A 17383-nucleotide genomic window follows, 5' to 3' on the forward strand; every position below is an offset into this window, starting at 1 on the left:
CGGGGGGTGCCATGGGAGCCGTGGTGATCGGCGTGGTCATCGTGCTCGCCGTCGTGGTGCTCGTGCTGGCGCTCAGCGTCCGGATGGTCCAGCAGTACCAGCGCGGCATCGTCTTCCGGTTCGGCCGGGTGCTTGAGCACGTCCGCCAGCCGGGCCTGCAGCTCATCGTCCCGATCGCCGACCGGCTGGTCCGGGTCAGCATGCAGACCACGGTGATCGGGGTGCCCGCGCAGGGCGCCATCACCCGGGACAACGTGACGCTCACCGTCGACGCCGTCGTCTACTACCGGGTGGTCGACCCGGTCAAGGCGCTGGTCAACGTGCACGACTACCCGTCGGCCGTGCTCCAGGTGGCACAGACCGCGCTGCGTTCGGTGATCGGCAAGGCCGACCTGGACACCCTGCTCGGCGACCGGGACCGGATCAACGCCGAGCTGAAGTCCGTCATCGACGCGCCGACGGAGAAGCCGTGGGGGCTGCTGATCGAGCGGGTCGAGGTCAAGGACGTCTCGCTGCCCGAGGGGATGAAACGGTCCATGTCCCGGCAGGCCGAGGCCGAGCGGGAGCGCCGGGCCCGGGTCATCGCCGCGGACGGTGAGTTCCAGGCGTCGCGCCGGCTCGCCGACGCGTCCCGGGCGATGGCGGCGACCCCCGGGGCGTACCAGCTGCGGCTGCTCCAGACGGTGGTGGACGTGGCGGCCGAGAAGAACAGCACCCTGGTGATGCCGTTCCCGGTGGAGCTGCTGCGCTTCTTCGACCAGTTCGCGCGGCTGCCGGACGGCCGGCCGGCAGCCGCGCCGGGCGAGGGGCCCGGGCCGGACCTCGGGCCGCTCACCGAGGGCGTGGCGCAGGCCGCGGAGAACGACGGGCCGCCCCCGGCCGCGGCGTAGCCGGGGGCGCTCGGGTCGGGGTGCGACGGGCCGGGTCGCGTTTGAGCTCCGGTGCGCCCCGGGTAGGTCGGGACCGAAGATCCCGCTGCCCCGTGTGGAGGACCCCAGATGAGTGACAACGTCAGCGACGCGGTGGGCGACGCCCTCCGCTCGGTGATGCTCTTCCTGCCCAAGGCCGTCGCGTTCGTGGCGATCCTGGTGGTCGGATGGCTGATCGCCAAGGCCGCGCTGAAGCTGGTGGACAAGATCCTGGAGCGGGTGGGCTTCGACCGCGCCGTCGAGCGCGGCGGGATCCGCCGGGCGTTGAGCCGCTCCCGGTACGACGCCAGCGACATCGTCGCCAAACTCGTCTACTACGGGTTGCTGCTGGTGACCCTCCAGCTGGCGTTCGGCATCTGGGGGCCGAACCCGGTCTCGGACCTGATCGCCGGCGTGATCGCCTGGCTGCCCCGCGCCTTCGTCGCGATCGTCATCGTGGTGGTCGCCGCCGCGATCGCCAACGCCGTGCGGGACATCATCGCCGGCGCGCTCGGCGGCCTCTCGTACGGCCGGGTGCTGGCCACCATCGCGTACGTCTTCCTTCTCGGCCTGGGCGTCATCGCCGCGCTCAACCAGATCGGAGTGGCCACCTCGGTGACCACCCCGGTGTTGATCGCCGTGCTGGCCACCGTCGGCGGGATCCTGGTGGTCGGCGTCGGTGGCGGGCTGGTCCGGCCGATGCAGCGCCGGTGGGAGTCCTGGCTGACCCGGGCCGAGCAGGAGTCGCAGCTGATCGCGACGCACGCCCGCGCCTACCAGGCCAGCCGCCGCGACCGGGAGACCCCGCCCGCCCAGCCGGCCGCCGCGGACCCGGACGTCACCCAGGTGGTCGCCCAGGGCTCCGACCCGGAGAGCACCCAGGTGGTCACCCGGCCCGCCGAGGCGGACACCACGCAGGTGGTCACCCGGCCCGCCGACGCGGACGCCACCCAGGTGGTCCCTCGACCCGCCGACGCGGACGCCACCCAGGTGGTCACCCGGCCCGGCGAGCCGGAGGGCTCGCAGGTGAGCACGTCGGGCCTGCCCACCCAGCGCAGCGCCGAGGACAGCGAGGCCACGATGGTCATCCCGCCCGTCGAGCCGGGGCCGGAGCGCCGCTGACACCCTCTGCCGCAGCACCGCCGCGACGGGGTGGGACCACCGGTCCCACCCCGTCGCGCGTCTGTCCGACGCGGGCCGCGACAATCCCTGGCCCACCTGGGTCGTCGGCGACTAGCATCGCCGGCATGACCTGGCGATGTTGATGCACCACTAGAGGCCGCCCCCGTGGGCCGCCGCGGACGCCGTACGTCCGGCGTCCGATTCGCTTCCACGGGAAGGCCTCATGACTCTCACCCGCACCCGCGCGCCAGAGCGCGACGTCCGCCGCCTGGCGGCGACCCTCTACGGCTACTCGTTCCTCAGCGACCTCGTCCTGCTCTATCCGGTGTACGCGCTGCTCTTCGCCGACACCGGCCTGTCGGTCTGGCAGATCTCGTCGCTCTTCGTGATCTGGTCGGCCAGCTCGATCCTGCTGGAGGTGCCCTCCGGCGCCTGGGCGGACGCGGTCTCCCGGCGGCTGCTGCTCTGCCTCGCCCCGCTGGTCACCGCCGTCGGCTACGCCATCTGGGTGCTGCTGCCGTCCTATCCGGCGTTCGCCGTCGGCTTCCTGCTCTGGGGCGCCGGCGGGGCGCTCGGCTCCGGCGCGCTGGAGGCGTTGGTCTTCACCGAACTCGACCGCCGGGGCGCGGCCGGTCGGTACGCCCGGGTCCTGGGCCGGGCGAACACCGCCGGCGTGCTCGGTGCGCTCGCCTCGATCGTGCTGGCCGGCCCGGTGCTCGCGGCCGGCGGCTATCCGGCGGTCGGCGCGGCCAGCGTGCTCGCCTGCCTGCTCGCCGCCGCCGTCGCGACCCGTTTCCCGGAACACCGGACGCCAGGGCGATCCGACGGCGACAACCACGACGGCGACACCCAGGACGACGACCTCGGCTGGTGGGCGAGCCTGCGCGCCGGGGTGGCCGAGGCCCGCGCCGTTCCCCGGGTACGCGCGGCCGTGCTGCTGGTCGCGGCGGTGACCGCGGTCTGGGGCGCTCTCGACGAGTACGCCCCGCTGCTGGCCCGGGACACCGGCGTCGCCGCGCGGACGGTGCCGCTGCTGCTCCTGGTGGTCTGGGCCGGAGTGATCGTCGGCGGGCTGCTCGCCCCGCTGGGCGAGCGGCTCACCAACCGTGGGTACGCGGCCCTGCTCGGCCTCGCCGCGGTGACCCTGGCCGGCGGGGCGCTCGCCGACCACCCGGCCGGGTTCGCGCTGATCGGCGTGGCGTTCTGCGCCTTTCAGCTCGCCACCGTGCTCGCCGACGCCCGCTTGCAGGTCCGGATCGTCGGACCGAGCCGGGCCACCGTGACGTCGCTGGCGGGGATGGCCACCGACGTCACCCTCATCGCCGTGTACGCCGGCTACGCCATCGTCGCGACGGCCGCCGGCAACGCGGTGGCCTTCGCGGTGGCCGCGGTGCCGTACCTGCTGGTGGCCCTGGGGCTGGTGGCCGTCCGCGCTCGGCGCGCCGGTGATGTCGGGGCAACTGGCTAGGGTGGCCGGATGACCGGGATGACCTTCGCCCAGTGGTGCGACGAGATCGCCACCCAGGCCGAGCTGATGGCCGCGCACCTCGCCGGGGCCGATCTGCGCGCGCCGGTGCCGTCCTGCCCCGACTGGACTGTTGGCCAGTTGGTGCGACACGTCGGCGCCGGGCACCGCTGGGCCGAGGAGACGGTCCGCACCCGGGCGAGCGCCCCGCTGCTCGACACCGCGCTCCGCGATCTCAGCGGGCAGGAGGATGGGGATCCGGCGGTGCTCGGGCCGTGGCTCGCCGAGGGCGGCGTGCGGCTGGCCGACACGCTGCGCGCGGCCGGGCCGCAGGCCGAGGTCTGGACGCCGCTCCCGGGCCAGGCCGACGCGGCCTTCTACGCCCGCCGCTTTACCCACGAGACGCTGGTGCACCGGGCCGACGCGGCTCTGGCGCTGGGGGTGCCGTTCACCGCTGGGGAGACGGTGGCGGTCGACGCGCTCGACGAGTGGATGGAACTCGACAGCCTGCCCGTCATGCTCGATCTGAAGCCGGAGCGGCGGGCCCTGTTCGGGCCCGGGCGCACGGTGCACCTGCACGCCACCGACGTCGCGCCCGAGGTCGACGCCGAGTGGTTGGTCGACCTCACCGGTGAGGTCGGCGTCTGGCGACGCGCGCACGCGAAGGCCGCGGTCGCCGTACGCGGCCCGCTCACCGAGCTGCTGCTCACCGTCTACGGCCGCCGCAGCCCGCAGGACGGCACGGTGCAGGTGTTCGGCGACGGTGAGCTGCTCGACTTCTGGCTGGCGCGGGTCAGCTTCGGCTGACCCGCGCCGCACCGTCAACCGGCCAGGTGCAGGAACGACCACTGGTGGCCGTCGAGGTCGCGGAAGCCGCGCATGTAGAGCTGGCCGGTGTCCTGCCCCGGGCCGAGCGCCGTGCCGCCGGCCGCGGCGGCCCGGTCGACCAGCTCGTCGACCTGCTCCCGGCTCTCGGCGGCGAGGCCGACGATCACCTCGCGGCTCGTCGAGGTGTCGGTGACCGCGACCCCGGTGTAGCCGGCGAAGGACGAGGCGATGTGCAGCATCAGCTGGGTCGTCTCGTTCAGGTTCAGCATCATGCTGCTGCCGTCCGGCGCCGGCTGCTCACCGGTGAATCCGATGGACCGGAAGAACTCGGCCGCCGTGCTGAGGTCGCGTACCGGCAGGTTGATGAAGGTCGTGATGCTCATCGCGGGTCTCCGTCCGCCTCGAGAAGCTGCTTCAGCGTGGCGAGCCGGTCCCGCCAGTACGCCTTCAACTCCGCCGCCTGCTCCGCTCCGGTCAGCTTCTCGTGTTGCACGGCCACCTTGCTCCTGGTTTCGCCGACGGCGGTGAAACCGACCACGATCCGGGTCGGCCCGCCGTCCCAGTCCGCCCTGAACGTCTTCGGTGCGGTCGCCGTCCGCACCCGTACCTCGACGTCGGGCAGCCAGCGGACGCGCAACGCGCCGTCGGCGAACGCCGCGAAGAGCCGGTCGACCGGTACCGCGACGGTGCGGCTGCCGCCGGCCGTGAACCCGCCGCCGCGACGTTGCCCGGGTGCCCGCAGCCCCCGGCTCTGCTCGTAGCCGACCGTGACGGTCTGCGCCCACCAACCCGGCATCTCGTGCTCGGTGACCAGCCACCGGGCGATCTCGGTGTGCGTACGGTCGGTGCCGTGCCACGCGTCGAGCAGGGCGAACCACTCGTCCCAGCCGCGGCCGGTGCGCTCGCGCAGCAGGGCGTCGGCGATCCGATCGGTCTGCACCGCTGCCGCCGCGGGCGGCGGGGACTGCACGGTCGCGGGCGCCGAGGCGGCGGCGGGCACCCCGGCGGTGTCCTCGGGGGTGGTGGCCCGGGTGCGGGCGAGTAGTTGCCGACGGGCGGTGGTGTAGCTTTCGCCGGTCTTCTCCATCCGGGCACGTACCCGGGTCTTGAGTGACTTCTGGCTGGTCATCACATGCTCCCTGTCAACGGCACGGTCGCAGGGACTCACGCTCCCGTCGACCCCGCCGGAGTGGGGCATGTGGCACCGCATCCCGAGGGCTCGAAGCCCCCTTTGCCTCCGCGAGGCCGGCGGCGTGAGCACCGGGAGGGAGGTGAGGCGCAGGACCACGCCGCCGTCAGCATAGCGTCCGGCCGGGCCGTGCGCAGGCCGGACGCGCGGTCAGCCCTGCTCCGCGTCCAGGTAGACCCAGCGGCCGTCGGCCCGGACGAACCGGCTCCGCTCGGTCTGGGTGCCGGGCCGCCCGCCGTCCCGGTAGTGGGCGCGGAACTCGACCGTGCCGGTGCCGTCGAAGAGGCCCCCGCGCGCGGTGTCGATGATCTCCAGGCGGGTCCACCGTCGGGCGACGTCGAGGTCGAGCCGCGCCGGGCGGGTGCTCTCGTGCCAGCTGCGGAGCAGGTATCCGGCGTCGCCGACGGCGAAGGCGCTGAATCGGGAGCGCATCAGCGCCTCGGCGGTCGGTGCGTCGGCCTCGCCCCGGTGCAGCGGGCCGCAGCACTCGCCGTAGGGCCGGCCGGTACCGCACGGGCAGGCCCGCTCCGCTCCGCCGGCCGCGCCTCGGCGGCCTCCACGCTTCGCCACCCGTCCATCCTGCCGTACCGCCCGTCGGCCGCGACCCGGCACCGGCCCGCGCCGCCCGGGCGCCCGCGTGTTGGGTCGGCCCGGATCAGAGCCGGTCGGACCCGGGCTGGCTCACGCGACTCGGCAGGGCGCCTCGGCGGCGGACCGGCCGCAGGTGGCCAGGCTGCACCAGCGGCGCATGCCGGTCTCGTCGAGGAAGAGCCAGCCGCACCTGGAGTCCGGGCAGGCCCGGATGGTGACGCGGCGCGGGTCGGCCAGCAGTTCGGCGGCGCTCCAGGCGGCGGCGTGCACCGGTAGCCGGAGGCCGGCCGCCAGGTCCGGCCACCACCGCCCGCGGCCGTCCGCGTCACGACGGAACACCAGCGTCTTCGCGGCGGCCTCCGCGTACCGGGCCACCGCGTCGAACGCTCGCCGGTCATCCGCGCCGGTCAGGCAGGCGTAGAGCTGAGCGCGCACGTCACGGGCCGCGTCGAGCTGCGTGGCGGCCTCGTCGGGAGCCCGCCGGGCCAGTTCGATCAGCCGACTGACCGCGGCGTCGTCGACCAGCCCCACATGGCCCGTCCACACCACCAGCGTGCGGTACGCGCGCAGCCACTCGGAGCCGGGCAGCGGCGGTTCGTGCCCCCAGCCGGCGAAAGTGTTGCAGAACTCCAGCGCCGGATGCCCGCCGACGGTCCACGGCAGGCTCTCCTCGTGCACCCGCACCTCGTACACCGGCAGGCCGGGCCGGTCGAGGCGGTGGTCGTCGCGGAGGATCCGGCGGTGCACCTCGCGCAGGCGCATCCCGGGCTCCACGCCGAGCCCCTCGACCAGCTCCTGCCGGGTCGTCCGGTAGAGCGCCAGCGCGTCGGCCTGCCGCCCGCCCCGGTACAGCGCGGTCATCAGCGTGCCGACCAACTGTTCGCGGGTGGGGTGTTCAGCGACCAGCGGGGTCAGCTCGTTGATCACCTGGCTGTGCCGGCCGAGCGCCAGCTGCGCCTCGGCCCGCAGTTCGAGGCTGGCCAGCCGCAGCTCCTCGATCGGGCCGTCGAGCCGTTCCCGCAGCTCCCCGTCGGCGGCGTCGGCGAGCAACGGGCCCCGCCAGAGGGCCAGCGCCCGGTCGAGCAGGCGCACCCGCTCCGCCGGGTCGAGGGTGCCGCTCGCCTGGTTCGCGAGCCGGCTGAACTCGTCGACGTCGACGTGGTGCTCGCCCCGCTCCACCAGGTAGCCGTCGCCGCTGGTGCGGATCCGCGCCCCGTACGGCGCGAGCGAGGCGCGGAGCCGGCCGATGTAGGTGTGCACCGCGCCGCGCGCCGAGGCGGGCGGGTGGCCGTTCCAGAGCAGGTCGATGAGGCGATCGGTGCTGACCAGGTGACCCATGTCGAGCAGCAGGACGGCGAGGACGCTGCGCTCCTGCCGCCGGCTGCCCAACTGGACCCGGTGGCCGTCCTGGCACGCCTCGAACGGGCCGAGTAGTCGGAACTCCATGTCAGCTCTGACCGTCCGGCATCCGCCGAAGGTTGTCAAACCGTCCCGGATGGTCGGTGCGCGCGTCGGACCCGGTCAGCCGGTGGTGAGACCGACACCGTGGACGCCCTGGTGCCCCGGCGATCGACCGCTCGGACCGCCGTCGCGTGGTGAGGCCGTGGTGAGTGGGGGTGGTGATCCTGGTGCTTCCGATCATCGGAGACAGATGGAGAGACCATGCGTTGGAGAAGGATTGTCGGAACGGCTCTGGCAACGGCCCTGCTCACGGTGGCCGTGCCCACCACCGCGTCCGCCACGACGGGCGACCGGGGAGACGGGCCCGGTGCCTGGGAGCCCGCCCCGCAGGAGCCCTTCGAGCAGCCCGCCGGGGCGCGGTGCGACTTCGCGGTCCGCGTCCAGCCGGTGGTGGACGAGGTTCGCAAGCTGGTGATCTCGGAGTACCCGGACGGCTCCCCGCGTCGGGAGCTCTATACGGGTGCGCTGATCAACGACGTGACCAACCTGGAGACCGGGGCGACCACCAAGGTGGACGCCAGCGGCACCTCGCTCATCGAGTACGGCACAGACGGCTCGATGACCTGGTACGTCACCGGGCCGGTGCTGTTCGGCTTCCGGGAGAACGGCGGCACGCTGCCGCGCGGGATCTGGGTCATCGACGGGGTGTACGTGGTCGAGTTCTCCCCGACCCTGGAGAAGACGGTCACCATGGTGTACGGCACGACGCACGACGTCTGCACCGACCTGGACTGAGCCGGACAGCCGTTGCCGGTCGGCCTGCTAGCCCAGGTCGACCGGCAGCGGCACGGGGCGCTTCGCCACCCGGTCGTCGCCGGACGAGTGGCCGTTCAGGTGCCGGGCCAGCCAGGGGAGCAGGTGCCGGCGGGTCCACGCCAGCTCGGCGCGGATCGCCTCCGGCCGGCGGCGGCGCGGCGCGGCGGCCAGCGGGCGGGACCAGGAGTCGTCCGTGCCGGGCAGCCCCGCGGTGTACGCCAGCGCCGCGGCGATCCGCTCGTGCCCGGCGGTGTTGGCGTGCAGCCGGTCATCGCTCCACAGCCGGGGGTCGGAGGCGACCGGGTGGGCGCCGAGGTCCAGCAGGGTGGCCCCGGTCCGGGCGGTGACCGCACGCAGCGCGGCGTTCAGCGCGAGCATCCGGCCGCGCAGCGGGCGGGCGATCGGCATCACGGGCACCGGGTCGGGCAGGGTGAAGGTGAGCACCGTCGCGCCCTGGTCGACCAGCGCCTGCTGCATCGCGCCGACGTCCGCGGCGACCCGCTCGACGTCGAACGACGGACGGAGCACGTCGTTCATTCCGGCCACCACGGTCGCCAGGTCCGGGGCGAGGTCGAGCGCGGTCGGCAACTGCTCGGCCCGGATCCGGGCCGTGGTCCGCCCCCGGATCGCCAGGTTGGCGTACTCCAACCCGCCCTGCGCCCGGGCCACGGCGAGGGCGAACCGGTCGGCCCAGCCCCGGTAGCCGCCGGCGCCGTCCGGGTCGTCCAGCCCCTCGGTGGTGCTGTCGCCGATCGCCACATACCGCTGCCACATCACGACGGCGAGGGTAGCGGCGGGCGGCCCGGCAGCTCACACGGCCCGGCCTCGAAGCGATCGTTGACGATGACTCCTAGGCTCGAGGTCATGTCGCGATCACCCGCCGTCGCGCTCGCCCCGGGCGTCTGGCGCATCCCCACCGCCGGCCGCGCGCTGGTCAACTCGTACGCCCTGGTCGACGACGACGGCAGTGTCACGCTGGTCGACTGCGGCCTGAAGCGCGCGCCGGCCCGGATCGTGCGCGGGCTCGCCGCGATCGGCAAGACCCCGGCCGACGTCATCCGGATCGTGCTCACCCACGCCCACCCGGACCACGCCGGTGGCGCAGCCGAGCTGGCCCGCCGCACCGGGGCGCCGGTCGTCGCGCACTCCGCCGACACCGAGTACGCGCGGGCGGGCCAGGCGCCGCCGCGGGATCCCACGGTCAGTGGGGCGCGGCTCTTCGCCCGGCTCGACGGCGGCCGGTTCCCGGCCGTCGACGTGGCGCAACCCCTCTCCGACGGCGACGTGCTGCCGGTCGCCGGCGGCCTGCGGGTGGTGCACACTCCCGGGCACTCCCCGGGCCACGTCTCGCTGCTGCACGAGCCGACCCGGCTGCTGATCACGGGGGACGCGCTGTTCAACGTGGCCGGCATCCGCTGGTCGGTGAAGCTGCTCTGCACCGATTTCCGGATGACCCAGCGGACCGCGCACGTCCTCGGCGAGCTGGATTACGACATCGCCGCCTTCACTCACGGCCCCGAGCTCACCGAGAACGCCCGCGAGCAGGTGCGCGGCTTTCTGCGGCGGCAGCGCTGACCGCACCGGGCCGATCAGAGCCAGCCGGAGCGGCGGAAGAGCCGGTGCAGGGTGAACGCCACGAGAGCCATCAGGCCGAGCGCGAGCCAGTAGCCGTAGCGCCAGCCCAGCCCGGGCAGGTTCGGGAAGTTCATGCCGTAGATGCCGGCGATGACGGTCTGGGTGGCCGCGATGGCGGCCCACGCGGCGATCTTGCGCAGGTCGTTGTTCTGCTCGACGGCGAGCTGGGCCAGCCGGGACTGCACGATCGAGGTCAGCAGGTCGTCGTACGCGGCGACCCGGTCCACCGCCCGGGCCAGCCGCGCGTCCACGTCGACGAACCAGCGGTGCAGGCCGCGGGGCGGGTTGGCCGGGTGCTGCTCCAGCAGCGTGCGCAGCGGGGCCTGCAGCGGCAGCACCGCCCGCTTGAACTCCACCACCTCCCGCTTGAGCTGGTAGAGGTGCTGGATGTCCGCGGCGCGCTCCCGCGCGAAGACGCTCTCCTCGACCCGCTCCAGGTCGCGCTCGACGTGCCCGGCGACCTCCAGGTACAGGTCCACCATCCGTTCGCAGACCGCGTATCCCACCGCCCACGGGCCTTCGGCCAGCAGCCTGGGGCGGCGCTCGATCTCGGCGCGTACCGTGCTCAGCGCCCCGGCCGCGCCGTGCCGGACGGTGAGCACGAACCGGTCGCCGAGGAACACCATCACGTCGCCGGTGTCGATCACCTCGGAGCTGTCGGTGAGTTCGACGTGCTCGACGTAGCCGGCGGTGCGCAGCACCAGCAGGGTCACCTCGCCGTGCCGCTGCACGGTCGGCCGGTGCCCGTCGGCGAGCGCCTGCTCGACGACGAGTTCGTCGAGCCCGAAGACCCGGCCGACCGCGGCCATCACCGCCGGGCCCGGCTCGTGCAGACCGAGCCACACGAAGGAGTTGCGGCCGCGCCGGCTGCGGGCGTACGCGTCGGCGTAGTGCGGGCGACCGGGCTCGCGCCGGCCGTTGACGTAGAGCGCGCAGTCGACCACGGCGTCCGGATTGGACTGTTGCCGGTCGGTGCCGGATTCGGCGCCCCGCCGACCGAGCAGCCGGGTGACGAGGTCGGGCAGCCGCAGGGCCGAACCTGCCCGCACCAGTCGCTGATCCACCGCTCATACCTCCGCGTCGCCGGGACTGCCGGCATACCGTACGTGGAGTCGGCGGGCGGACGTGATCGCGGCGTCGGTCGGGTTGCGCTCAGCCGGTCCGGGTGGCGAAGACGACGACGTTGTCGACGTAGTTGCCGGTGCGTTCGTCGAACCGGCCGCCGCAGGTGATCAGGCGCAGCGCGGATCCGGTCGCCGGGCCGTAGACCAGGCCGGTGGGGAAGTGGTCCTTCGGGTACGAGCCGACACCGTCCACCGTGAACGTCGCCACGCTCGCGTCGAGGCGGGTGACCCGGACGATGTGACCGGGGCGCAGCCGGCCGAGGTCGAAGAAGACGGCGGGACCGGCCGGTGAGTCGACGTGCCCGACCAGGACGGCGTTGCCGCTCTCGCCCGGGGTGACCCCGTGGCGGTACCAGCCGGCGAGGCCGGGGCGGTCCAGGGACGGCACCTCCAGCACCCCCGCGGCGTCCGCGCCGACCGGCACGACCTCGGCCCGGACGTCGATGGCGGGGATCTGCACCAGCGTGGGTACGGCGTGGGGCAGGGGCGGTAGGTCTGGTGCGGGACGGCTGGCGGGGGGCGCGGCCGTGCTGGGCTGTGGGGGGCGGGGCGGGTCGGTGGTCAGCCCGACGGTGACCAGCCCGAGGCCGGTGACCCCGAGCAGCGCGACGGCCGCGACGGCGGGCGCCGCCCGGCGTCCGTTCCCGCGACGCCACCACATCCGCCCACCTCCGTACGCCGATCGTGGGGGTGCCCGCCCCGGTGTGTCGCCGGTGCGGGCACCCGTCCCAGGGATGGTGCGAGCCGCTGGTCAGGCGACGGTGGACGCGGGGCGCCGGCGGCGCAGCAGCAGGACGGTGCCGGCCGCGGCCGCGCCGAGCAGGGTGCCGCCTGCAGCGAGCGCCCCGGTGCCGTCGGCGTGGCTGCCGGCGCCGGCCGGGGCGCCGCCGATCGGGGTGACGGTGAACGTCGCGCTGCCGGCGGCGCTGCCGTCGCCACAGGTCGCGGTGACCGTGTAGGTGCCCAGGGTGAACCCGGCGGTGAAGAGTTCGGCGCTCAACCCGCCGCCGGCCGCGGCGGTGGTCGAGCGGACGTTCTGGTCCCGGTTCGGACCGGTGACGCGGAAGATCGCGTCACCCGACTTCGGGTTGCAGGTCGTGGCGGTGAGCACGACCGTGCCGCCGACCGGTGTGCTGGCCGGCGACACGATGGTCTCGGCCAGTGCGGCGCCCGGCAGCAGGAGCGTGCCGAGGCCCACGCCGACTGCCGCCGACACGAGCATTGTCTTCGCCTTCATACGCGTCTTCCCTCACTTTTCGTCCGCTGACAACGTGGGACGTCGTTCGGGTGGCCAACTCCGCGACTAGCACCGGTGTGCCCAACACTAGGGCGGTTGGGACCTCGATCCGGTGAAAATGAGAAATCCTCGTTGCCGTCACGTGTCACCCGACAGGCGAAGGGAGCTGCGAATATGCCCGGCGGGCCCGGCCGGCACCGGTGCTCCGGTCGATGTCGGGTGCGGCCGGGACAGTCGCGCCTGGGCCGATGGCGAGGTATCGCCGGCACCGACGGGTATGCCGGGGCGGAGCGCTCAGCCCGCCTGCCCGGCGGGGGTCGGCTCGGGCAGCGGTTCGCCGGTCTCCAGCAGCGTCTTCAGGCTGGCCAGCAACTCGGGCCAGCCGCCGCTGCCGTCGAGTTGACCGCTGATCGCGCGGTACATCTCGCTGCCGAGGGAGAAGTCGGCGTGGATCACGGTCAACCGGACGGCGTCGCCGTACGGGGCGATCTCGAAGGTCACCGTGGACCGGCGTTCGCCGAGCCGGGCGGCCAGCTCCTCGTCGGACCAGCCGAAGTGCGCGGCGTGCTCCGGCTGGAAGCCGTGCCAGCTGTAACTGAGCCGCCGGTACGGCTCGGCGACGAGCACCCGCTGGCCGAGGTCCCGGAACTCCGCGCCCGGCGCGTCCTGCCAGAGCACCGTTGAGCCGACCTGCCAGTCGGACTCCAGGGCGACGCCGCCCCAGTAGCGGCGGGTGAAGGCGGGCTCGGTCAGCGCCGCCCAGAGCCGCTGCGGGGTGGTGTCGATGTAGGTGGTGTAGACGAAAGTCGGATTCTCCACGGGCTCGCCCTCCAGTGCTGCGCGCAGGTCGGCGAGCGCCTCGGCCCGCTGACGGTCGTACCGGCTGATCCATCGGTCGGCGATGGCGGTGACCGGCGCGGCGTTGAGGAAGTGCAGCTTCTCCCGGCCGCGCCGCACGGTGGTGACCAGGTCGGCCGCCTCGAGCACCGCCAGGTGCTTGCTGACCGACTGTCGGGTCATGTCGAGCCCCGCGCAGAGGTCGCGCAGGCTCTGCCCGTTGCGGGCGTTGAGGCTGTCGAGCAACCGGCGTCGGCTGGCGTCGGCCAGCGCCCGGAAGACCTCGTCCACCCGCACCCCCTCATGCAACCGCCCGGCTGCCTGTGACAATAGGCAACCGAACGGCTGCGTGTCAACTGGCCCGGAAACACCTGTGGTCCGGCCGGTGCGAGCCGGCCGGACCACACCTGATCAGGGGATCAGGGTCAGCGCACCCCGAAGGCGCGGATCACGGTCTGGCTGACCGCGTTGCCCGCGCCGTCGGTGGCGCTGGCCCGCAACGACACGTACGCCGCGCCCTTCGGCGCCCGCAGCGTCGCCGTCCAGGAGCCGTCCTTCGCGCGCTCCGACGACTGCCGCTGCCAGTGCGCGCCGTCGTCGTACGAGATCTCCAGCCGGACCGGCCCGATGCTGCCGCAGCCGGTCACTCCGGGCAGGTGCGCGGCCGCGACGGTCAGGTCGGTCCGGCCCGCCGCGGTGCCGGCGGCGTCGGTGTCGACCGCGTAGTCGAGCTGGAGCAGCGGCAGCACGCTCGACTCCACGCCGGCGGCCGGCGCCTTCGACCGGAACGTCCACTCCGTGGAGGTGCTGGTCGAGTACGGGCCGGCGGTCGGGTCCTGGCTGGTCCGCACCAGCAGCCGGTACGGCAGGTCACCCGCGCCCGGCGCGGTGCCGCTGATCCAGGTGCTGCTGCTCTGGCCGAGCAGCGTGTCGCCCTGGAACAGCTGGTTGGCCTGGGTGGCCGCGTTCATCGCCATGCCGACGTGGTCGTCGCCGCCCCAGCCGGGCACGTCCAGGTTGAGGGCGTCACCGGAGCGGGTGGGCAGCTTGAAGTTGTTGTTCAGGTGCGGCCGCTCGATCGGCTGGAAGAACTGCTCCTCACCCCGGCTACCGGCCCGGTAGCTCGTCCGGGTGTCGATCTGGTACGTGTCGGAGTCGATGTACGCCTCCTGGCCCCACCCGTATAGCTTGCCGGTGGAGACCCAGTCGGCGCGGACCGGCGCGAGCGGCCGGTTGCTGCTCTGCCCGATGCCCCAGTCCGAGTACGTCGGCCAGTCGAACCGGAACTCGCCGCCCCGGGTCTGCGGAGTCGGGAAGGTGAAGCCCACGTCGATGCGGGCGAGCGTCTTCGGAGTCTCGGTCCGGGTCAGCGTGCGGGGGATCTCGTTGTGGTAGGCCTGCATCAGGTCGTAGACGTAGTCGGCGACCGGCTGCGAAGCCACCTCGACCTTCGTCGCACCACGCTGGATCTGCTGGATCAGCGCCTCGCCCTCGTCCATGCTGAGCAGGGCCACCTCGATCGGGGTGGGGGTGGACCAGTCGACCGAGTAGTCCCGCACCTCGCGCCAGGGGTGGTCGTTCACCACCAGCAGCAGCTTCGCCCCGGCCGCGGTCGCCGCGGCGGCCTGCTCGGAGTCGCTGACCTCCCAGTTGTGCCGGACCACGACCGCCCTGCCCCGGGCGTCCAGGCCGGCGTAGTCGCTCGCCGCGCCGTTGCCGGCGTGGACGGCGGGCAGCGTCCACCGGCCCTTCGGCAGCTGGGTCGTGCCCTGCTGGCGGACCACGTCGTCGAAGTCGACCTTCGCGGTGCCGACGGTGAGCACCGGCTGCTCCTTACGCCAGCGGGCGTTGAGGTAGAAGTCACCGTGCTCGACGTCGTGGCTGGTCGGCTGGGCCCAGAAGCTGTCGTAGAAGACGCCACCCTCGATGAAGGAGCGCCACCGGCCCTCGCCCTGCGACCGGTAGTAGTCCAGCCGGGAGTACGTGTCGGCGGTCCGCTGCGGCGCCAGCGACTGGACCCGGCGCGCCGCCGCGCCGTCCAACCGGACCGTGGTGTCCGCGCGCAGGTCGATGTCCGGGTCGCCGAGCAACGCCAGGCCGTTCGAGTTCGGCCCGTGGCTGCCGGCGACGTTGAGGAAGCTCATCGCCGAGTAGACGCCCTCGGGCAGGTACACCTGCGCCAGGCCGTCCGGGTCGGTCTCGACGAAGTCCGGCCCGTAACTGCCCGGCCGACCCAGCTCGATCATGCCGGCTGCCGGCCTGCCGGCCCGGTCGGTCATCTTCAGCGTGAGCCGGTGGTACGGGGTGAAGGTGCCGATGCCGATCGCGGTGCGGGTCAGCACGGCCTGGTCCGCACCGGTGGCGACGACCTGCCCGGTGTACCGGCTGCCGACGGTGGCCCGTGCGGCGTCCGTGGTCAGGGTGACCGTGGCGGTGCCGTGCGCGGGCACGGTCACCCGCTTCGCGGACAGGGTGAACAGGCCGGCCGGGGCGGTCGTGGCGTCCACCGCCAGGTCCAGCGTGATCGGCTGGCCAGTGGTGTTGGTGTACGTCAGCGGCTTGCCGCCGGGCGTAGCCGCGGTCTCGCGGCGCACGCTGGTGTAGACGGTGCCGGTCGCCACGATCGGGGCCCGTACCGCCGCGGCGGCGTCGACCCGGCCGGTGCCGGCCTGGTACGCGTCGTACTGCGGGGTGGCCTTGACCGTGCTGACCAGGGCGTCCTTGAGTTGCTGGCCGGTCCAGTCCGGGTGCTTCACCGCGAGCAGGGCAGCGGCGCCGGCCACATGCGGCGCGGCCATCGAGGTGCCGTCCATGCTCTGGTAGGCGCCTTCGCCGGGCGCGTACTGCGACCGGGCCGCGAGCACGCCCACGCCGGGCGCGGTCAGCTCCGGCTTGATGGCCTCGTCGCTGATCCGTGGCCCCTGGCTGGAGAAGGAGGCGAGCTGGTCGTCACCGTCGACCGCGCCGACGGTCAACGCCGCGTCCGCCGCCCCCGGGGCGGCGACGGTGCCCGGGGCGCCGGCGTTGCCGGCGGAGACGACGAACAGCGCACCGGTCTCGGCACTGAGCGAGTTGACCGACTGGCTGATCGGGTCGGTCCCGTCGCTCGGCTGGTTCGAGCCCAGGCTCATGTTGATGACCGTGGCGTCGGCCTCCCGGGCCGCCCACTCCATGCCGGCGAGGATCCAGGAGTCCATCCCGGAACCCTGGTCGCTGAGCACCTTGCCGATGGCGAGTTGGGCGTCCGGTGCGACGCCCCGCTCGCGTCCGCCCGAGGCGGCGCCGGTGCCGGCGATGGTGGAGGCGACGTGGGTGCCGTGCCCGACCCGGTCGGTGATCTCCTCGCCGGGCACGAAGACGGCCGACTCGGCGATCCGGTCGGCCAGGTCCGGGTGGGCGGCGTCGATGCCGGTGTCCAGCACGGCCACCCGTACGCCCGCGCCGGTGTCGCCACCGGCCCACACCTCCGGGGCCCCGATCTGCGCGGTGGTGTCGGCGAGGTCGGCCCGGACCCGCCCGTCCAACCAGATCTTGGCGATCCCGCCGCCGAAGCGTCCCGCCGCGTCGGCGCTCGTGGCGCCGGCGGCTGACTTCGCGGCGGGCGGCGCGGCGGTGATCGCCGCCCAGAAGTCGGCGGCCCGGTCGCGGTCCTCGGTCAGCGCCGCGCCGTTGATGCTGCTCAGGGTGCGGGTGCGGGTCGCACCGGCGGGCGCGGTCCTGGCGCGCAGGCCGGCCGCCGCGTCGGTGTACGACACGATCAGCGGCAGGTGGTCCACCGACGCGTCGTCGTATCCGTCGGCGATCAGGCGGGTGACGTTGAACAGCCGCTTGTCCACCGTGTCGGCGGCCAGGTAGGGCAGCACGGACAGCGGGTAGACGTACAGCTCGGTGCCGGACTCCACCACCCGCACCTGCGCCGGGGCGCCGCCTGAGCGTCGTACCTCGACGGTGCCGCCGTTCGCGGTCTGGCGGGTGGTGACCACGTCGCCGGTGATCAGAGTGACCGAGTGGGTACCGGGCGGGGTGGGCAGGCCGGTCGGTGTCCCGGTGGTCGAGCCCGGGGTGGTGGTCGGCCCAGGCTCGGCGGCCACGGCTGGTGAGCCGCCGACCGCCGCCAGGACCGCGGAGACCGTGGCGGCTAGCCACGCTCCACGGGTACGCGAGAGGTTCAAGTGATGCCGTCCCTTGTCTCGTCTGCTCGCCAGCCGCCGGCGACGGGTGCCGGCAGCG

Annotated in this window: 16 protein-coding genes; 6 read left to right on the forward strand and 10 right to left on the reverse strand. The window is 73.8% G+C overall.

All coding sequences use genetic code 11. The features are described 5' to 3' along the window. The first annotated feature begins 11 nt into the window (after positions 1–11). The 4 genes from ACIP9D_RS22830 to ACIP9D_RS22845 all read left to right on the forward strand — a co-directional run bounded on the left by ACIP9D_RS22830 (position 12) and on the right by ACIP9D_RS22845 (position 4302). Positions 12–890, forward strand: a complete 879-nt coding sequence (locus ACIP9D_RS22830; protein WP_350874883.1) for an SPFH domain-containing protein — start codon at positions 12–14, stop codon at positions 888–890. Between the two features lie 108 nt (positions 891–998). Next, the gene (locus ACIP9D_RS22835) at positions 999–2030 is read left to right on the forward strand and encodes a mechanosensitive ion channel family protein (protein WP_350874882.1); all 1032 of its coding nucleotides are present in this window, start codon (positions 999–1001) and stop codon (positions 2028–2030) included. A 223-nt stretch (positions 2031–2253) separates the two neighbouring features. Continuing rightward, positions 2254–3498 carry an MFS transporter gene (locus ACIP9D_RS22840; protein WP_350874881.1) on the forward strand — a complete coding sequence of 415 codons (1245 nt, stop codon included), beginning with the start codon at positions 2254–2256 and terminating at the stop codon, positions 3496–3498. Between the two features lie 9 nt (positions 3499–3507). Further along, positions 3508–4302 (forward strand): maleylpyruvate isomerase family mycothiol-dependent enzyme, encoded by a 795-nt coding sequence (locus ACIP9D_RS22845; RefSeq protein ID WP_350874880.1) that lies wholly within the window; start codon positions 3508–3510, stop codon positions 4300–4302. Positions 4303–4316: 14 nt separating this feature from the next. Here ACIP9D_RS22845 and ACIP9D_RS22850 read toward each other — a convergent pair whose 3' ends face one another. The 4 genes from ACIP9D_RS22850 to ACIP9D_RS22865 form a co-directional block, all read right to left on the reverse strand. Then, positions 4317–4706, reverse strand: coding sequence for a VOC family protein (locus ACIP9D_RS22850; RefSeq protein WP_350874879.1), 390 nt, complete (start codon positions 4704–4706; stop codon positions 4317–4319). Beyond that, positions 4703–5452, reverse strand: coding sequence for a DUF4287 domain-containing protein (locus ACIP9D_RS22855; protein ID WP_350874878.1), 750 nt, complete (start codon positions 5450–5452; stop codon positions 4703–4705). The genes ACIP9D_RS22850 and ACIP9D_RS22855 overlap by 4 nt, the downstream gene beginning before the upstream one ends. 210 nt (positions 5453–5662) lie before the next feature. Further along, positions 5663–6082 (reverse strand): YchJ family protein, encoded by a 420-nt coding sequence (locus tag ACIP9D_RS22860; RefSeq protein ID WP_350874877.1) that lies wholly within the window; start codon positions 6080–6082, stop codon positions 5663–5665. A gap of 111 nt (positions 6083–6193) precedes the next feature. Then, the gene (locus ACIP9D_RS22865; RefSeq protein ID WP_350874876.1) at positions 6194–7549 is read right to left on the reverse strand and encodes a BTAD domain-containing putative transcriptional regulator; all 1356 of its coding nucleotides are present in this window, start codon (positions 7547–7549) and stop codon (positions 6194–6196) included. A gap of 216 nt (positions 7550–7765) precedes the next feature. On the opposite strand from ACIP9D_RS22865, the gene ACIP9D_RS22870 reads away from it, so the two are divergent. Beyond that, on the forward strand, positions 7766–8299 hold the full coding sequence (locus tag ACIP9D_RS22870) for a hypothetical protein (protein WP_350874875.1): 534 nt from the start codon (positions 7766–7768) through the stop codon (positions 8297–8299). Between the two features lie 27 nt (positions 8300–8326). On the opposite strand, the gene ACIP9D_RS22875 is transcribed toward ACIP9D_RS22870, so the two are convergent. Beyond that, complete coding sequence (locus ACIP9D_RS22875) at positions 8327–9094, reverse strand: SGNH/GDSL hydrolase family protein (protein WP_350875074.1); 768 nt, start codon at positions 9092–9094, stop codon at positions 8327–8329. Between the two features lie 90 nt (positions 9095–9184). On the opposite strand from ACIP9D_RS22875, the gene ACIP9D_RS22880 reads away from it, so the two are divergent. Beyond that, positions 9185–9895: an MBL fold metallo-hydrolase gene (locus ACIP9D_RS22880; protein ID WP_350874874.1), complete on the forward strand. Its 711-nt coding sequence runs from the start codon at positions 9185–9187 to the stop codon at positions 9893–9895. A 14-nt stretch (positions 9896–9909) separates the two neighbouring features. Here the strand turns inward: ACIP9D_RS22880 and ACIP9D_RS22885 are convergent, their stop codons facing one another. The 5 genes from ACIP9D_RS22885 to ACIP9D_RS22905 all read right to left on the reverse strand — a co-directional run bounded on the left by ACIP9D_RS22885 (position 9910) and on the right by ACIP9D_RS22905 (position 17244). Then, positions 9910–11019, reverse strand: coding sequence for a magnesium and cobalt transport protein CorA (locus tag ACIP9D_RS22885; protein WP_350874873.1), 1110 nt, complete (start codon positions 11017–11019; stop codon positions 9910–9912). An 88-nt stretch (positions 11020–11107) separates the two neighbouring features. Then, complete coding sequence (locus tag ACIP9D_RS22890) at positions 11108–11740, reverse strand: class F sortase (RefSeq protein ID WP_350874872.1); 633 nt, start codon at positions 11738–11740, stop codon at positions 11108–11110. A 90-nt stretch (positions 11741–11830) separates the two neighbouring features. Then, positions 11831–12316, reverse strand: a complete 486-nt coding sequence (locus ACIP9D_RS22895; RefSeq protein WP_350874871.1) for a hypothetical protein — start codon at positions 12314–12316, stop codon at positions 11831–11833. Positions 12317–12610: 294 nt separating this feature from the next. After that, on the reverse strand, positions 12611–13450 hold the full coding sequence (locus ACIP9D_RS22900) for a metalloregulator ArsR/SmtB family transcription factor (protein WP_350874870.1): 840 nt from the start codon (positions 13448–13450) through the stop codon (positions 12611–12613). Positions 13451–13578: 128 nt separating this feature from the next. Continuing rightward, positions 13579–17244, reverse strand: coding sequence for a S8 family serine peptidase (locus ACIP9D_RS22905; RefSeq protein WP_350874869.1), 3666 nt, complete (start codon positions 17242–17244; stop codon positions 13579–13581). Positions 17245–17383: the final 139 nt, after the last annotated feature.

Origin of the sequence: Micromonospora sp. NPDC093243 (assembly GCF_044753725.1) — a bacterium.
In the GTDB taxonomy this organism is placed as follows: domain Bacteria; phylum Actinomycetota; class Actinomycetes; order Mycobacteriales; family Micromonosporaceae; genus Micromonospora.

What these genes read in the sequence shown, in the direction of transcription:
- ACIP9D_RS22830 (WP_350874883.1), top strand. Translation starts at nt 12, where the DNA reads ATGGGAGCCGTGGTGATCGGCGTGGTCATCGTGCTCGCCGTCGTGGTG.
- ACIP9D_RS22835 (WP_350874882.1), top strand. Translation starts at nt 999, where the DNA reads ATGAGTGACAACGTCAGCGACGCGGTGGGCGACGCCCTCCGCTCGGTG.
- ACIP9D_RS22840 (WP_350874881.1), top strand. Translation starts at nt 2,254, where the DNA reads ATGACTCTCACCCGCACCCGCGCGCCAGAGCGCGACGTCCGCCGCCTG.
- ACIP9D_RS22845 (WP_350874880.1), top strand. Translation starts at nt 3,508, where the DNA reads ATGACCGGGATGACCTTCGCCCAGTGGTGCGACGAGATCGCCACCCAG.
- ACIP9D_RS22850 (WP_350874879.1), bottom strand. Translation starts at nt 4,706, where the DNA reads ATGAGCATCACGACCTTCATCAACCTGCCGGTACGCGACCTCAGCACG.
- ACIP9D_RS22855 (WP_350874878.1), bottom strand. Translation starts at nt 5,452, where the DNA reads ATGACCAGCCAGAAGTCACTCAAGACCCGGGTACGTGCCCGGATGGAG.
- ACIP9D_RS22865 (WP_350874876.1), bottom strand. Translation starts at nt 7,549, where the DNA reads ATGGAGTTCCGACTACTCGGCCCGTTCGAGGCGTGCCAGGACGGCCAC.
- ACIP9D_RS22870 (WP_350874875.1), top strand. Translation starts at nt 7,766, where the DNA reads ATGCGTTGGAGAAGGATTGTCGGAACGGCTCTGGCAACGGCCCTGCTC.
- ACIP9D_RS22875 (WP_350875074.1), bottom strand. Translation starts at nt 9,094, where the DNA reads ATGTGGCAGCGGTATGTGGCGATCGGCGACAGCACCACCGAGGGGCTG.
- ACIP9D_RS22880 (WP_350874874.1), top strand. Translation starts at nt 9,185, where the DNA reads ATGTCGCGATCACCCGCCGTCGCGCTCGCCCCGGGCGTCTGGCGCATC.
- ACIP9D_RS22890 (WP_350874872.1), bottom strand. Translation starts at nt 11,740, where the DNA reads ATGTGGTGGCGTCGCGGGAACGGACGCCGGGCGGCGCCCGCCGTCGCG.
- ACIP9D_RS22895 (WP_350874871.1), bottom strand. Translation starts at nt 12,316, where the DNA reads ATGAAGGCGAAGACAATGCTCGTGTCGGCGGCAGTCGGCGTGGGCCTC.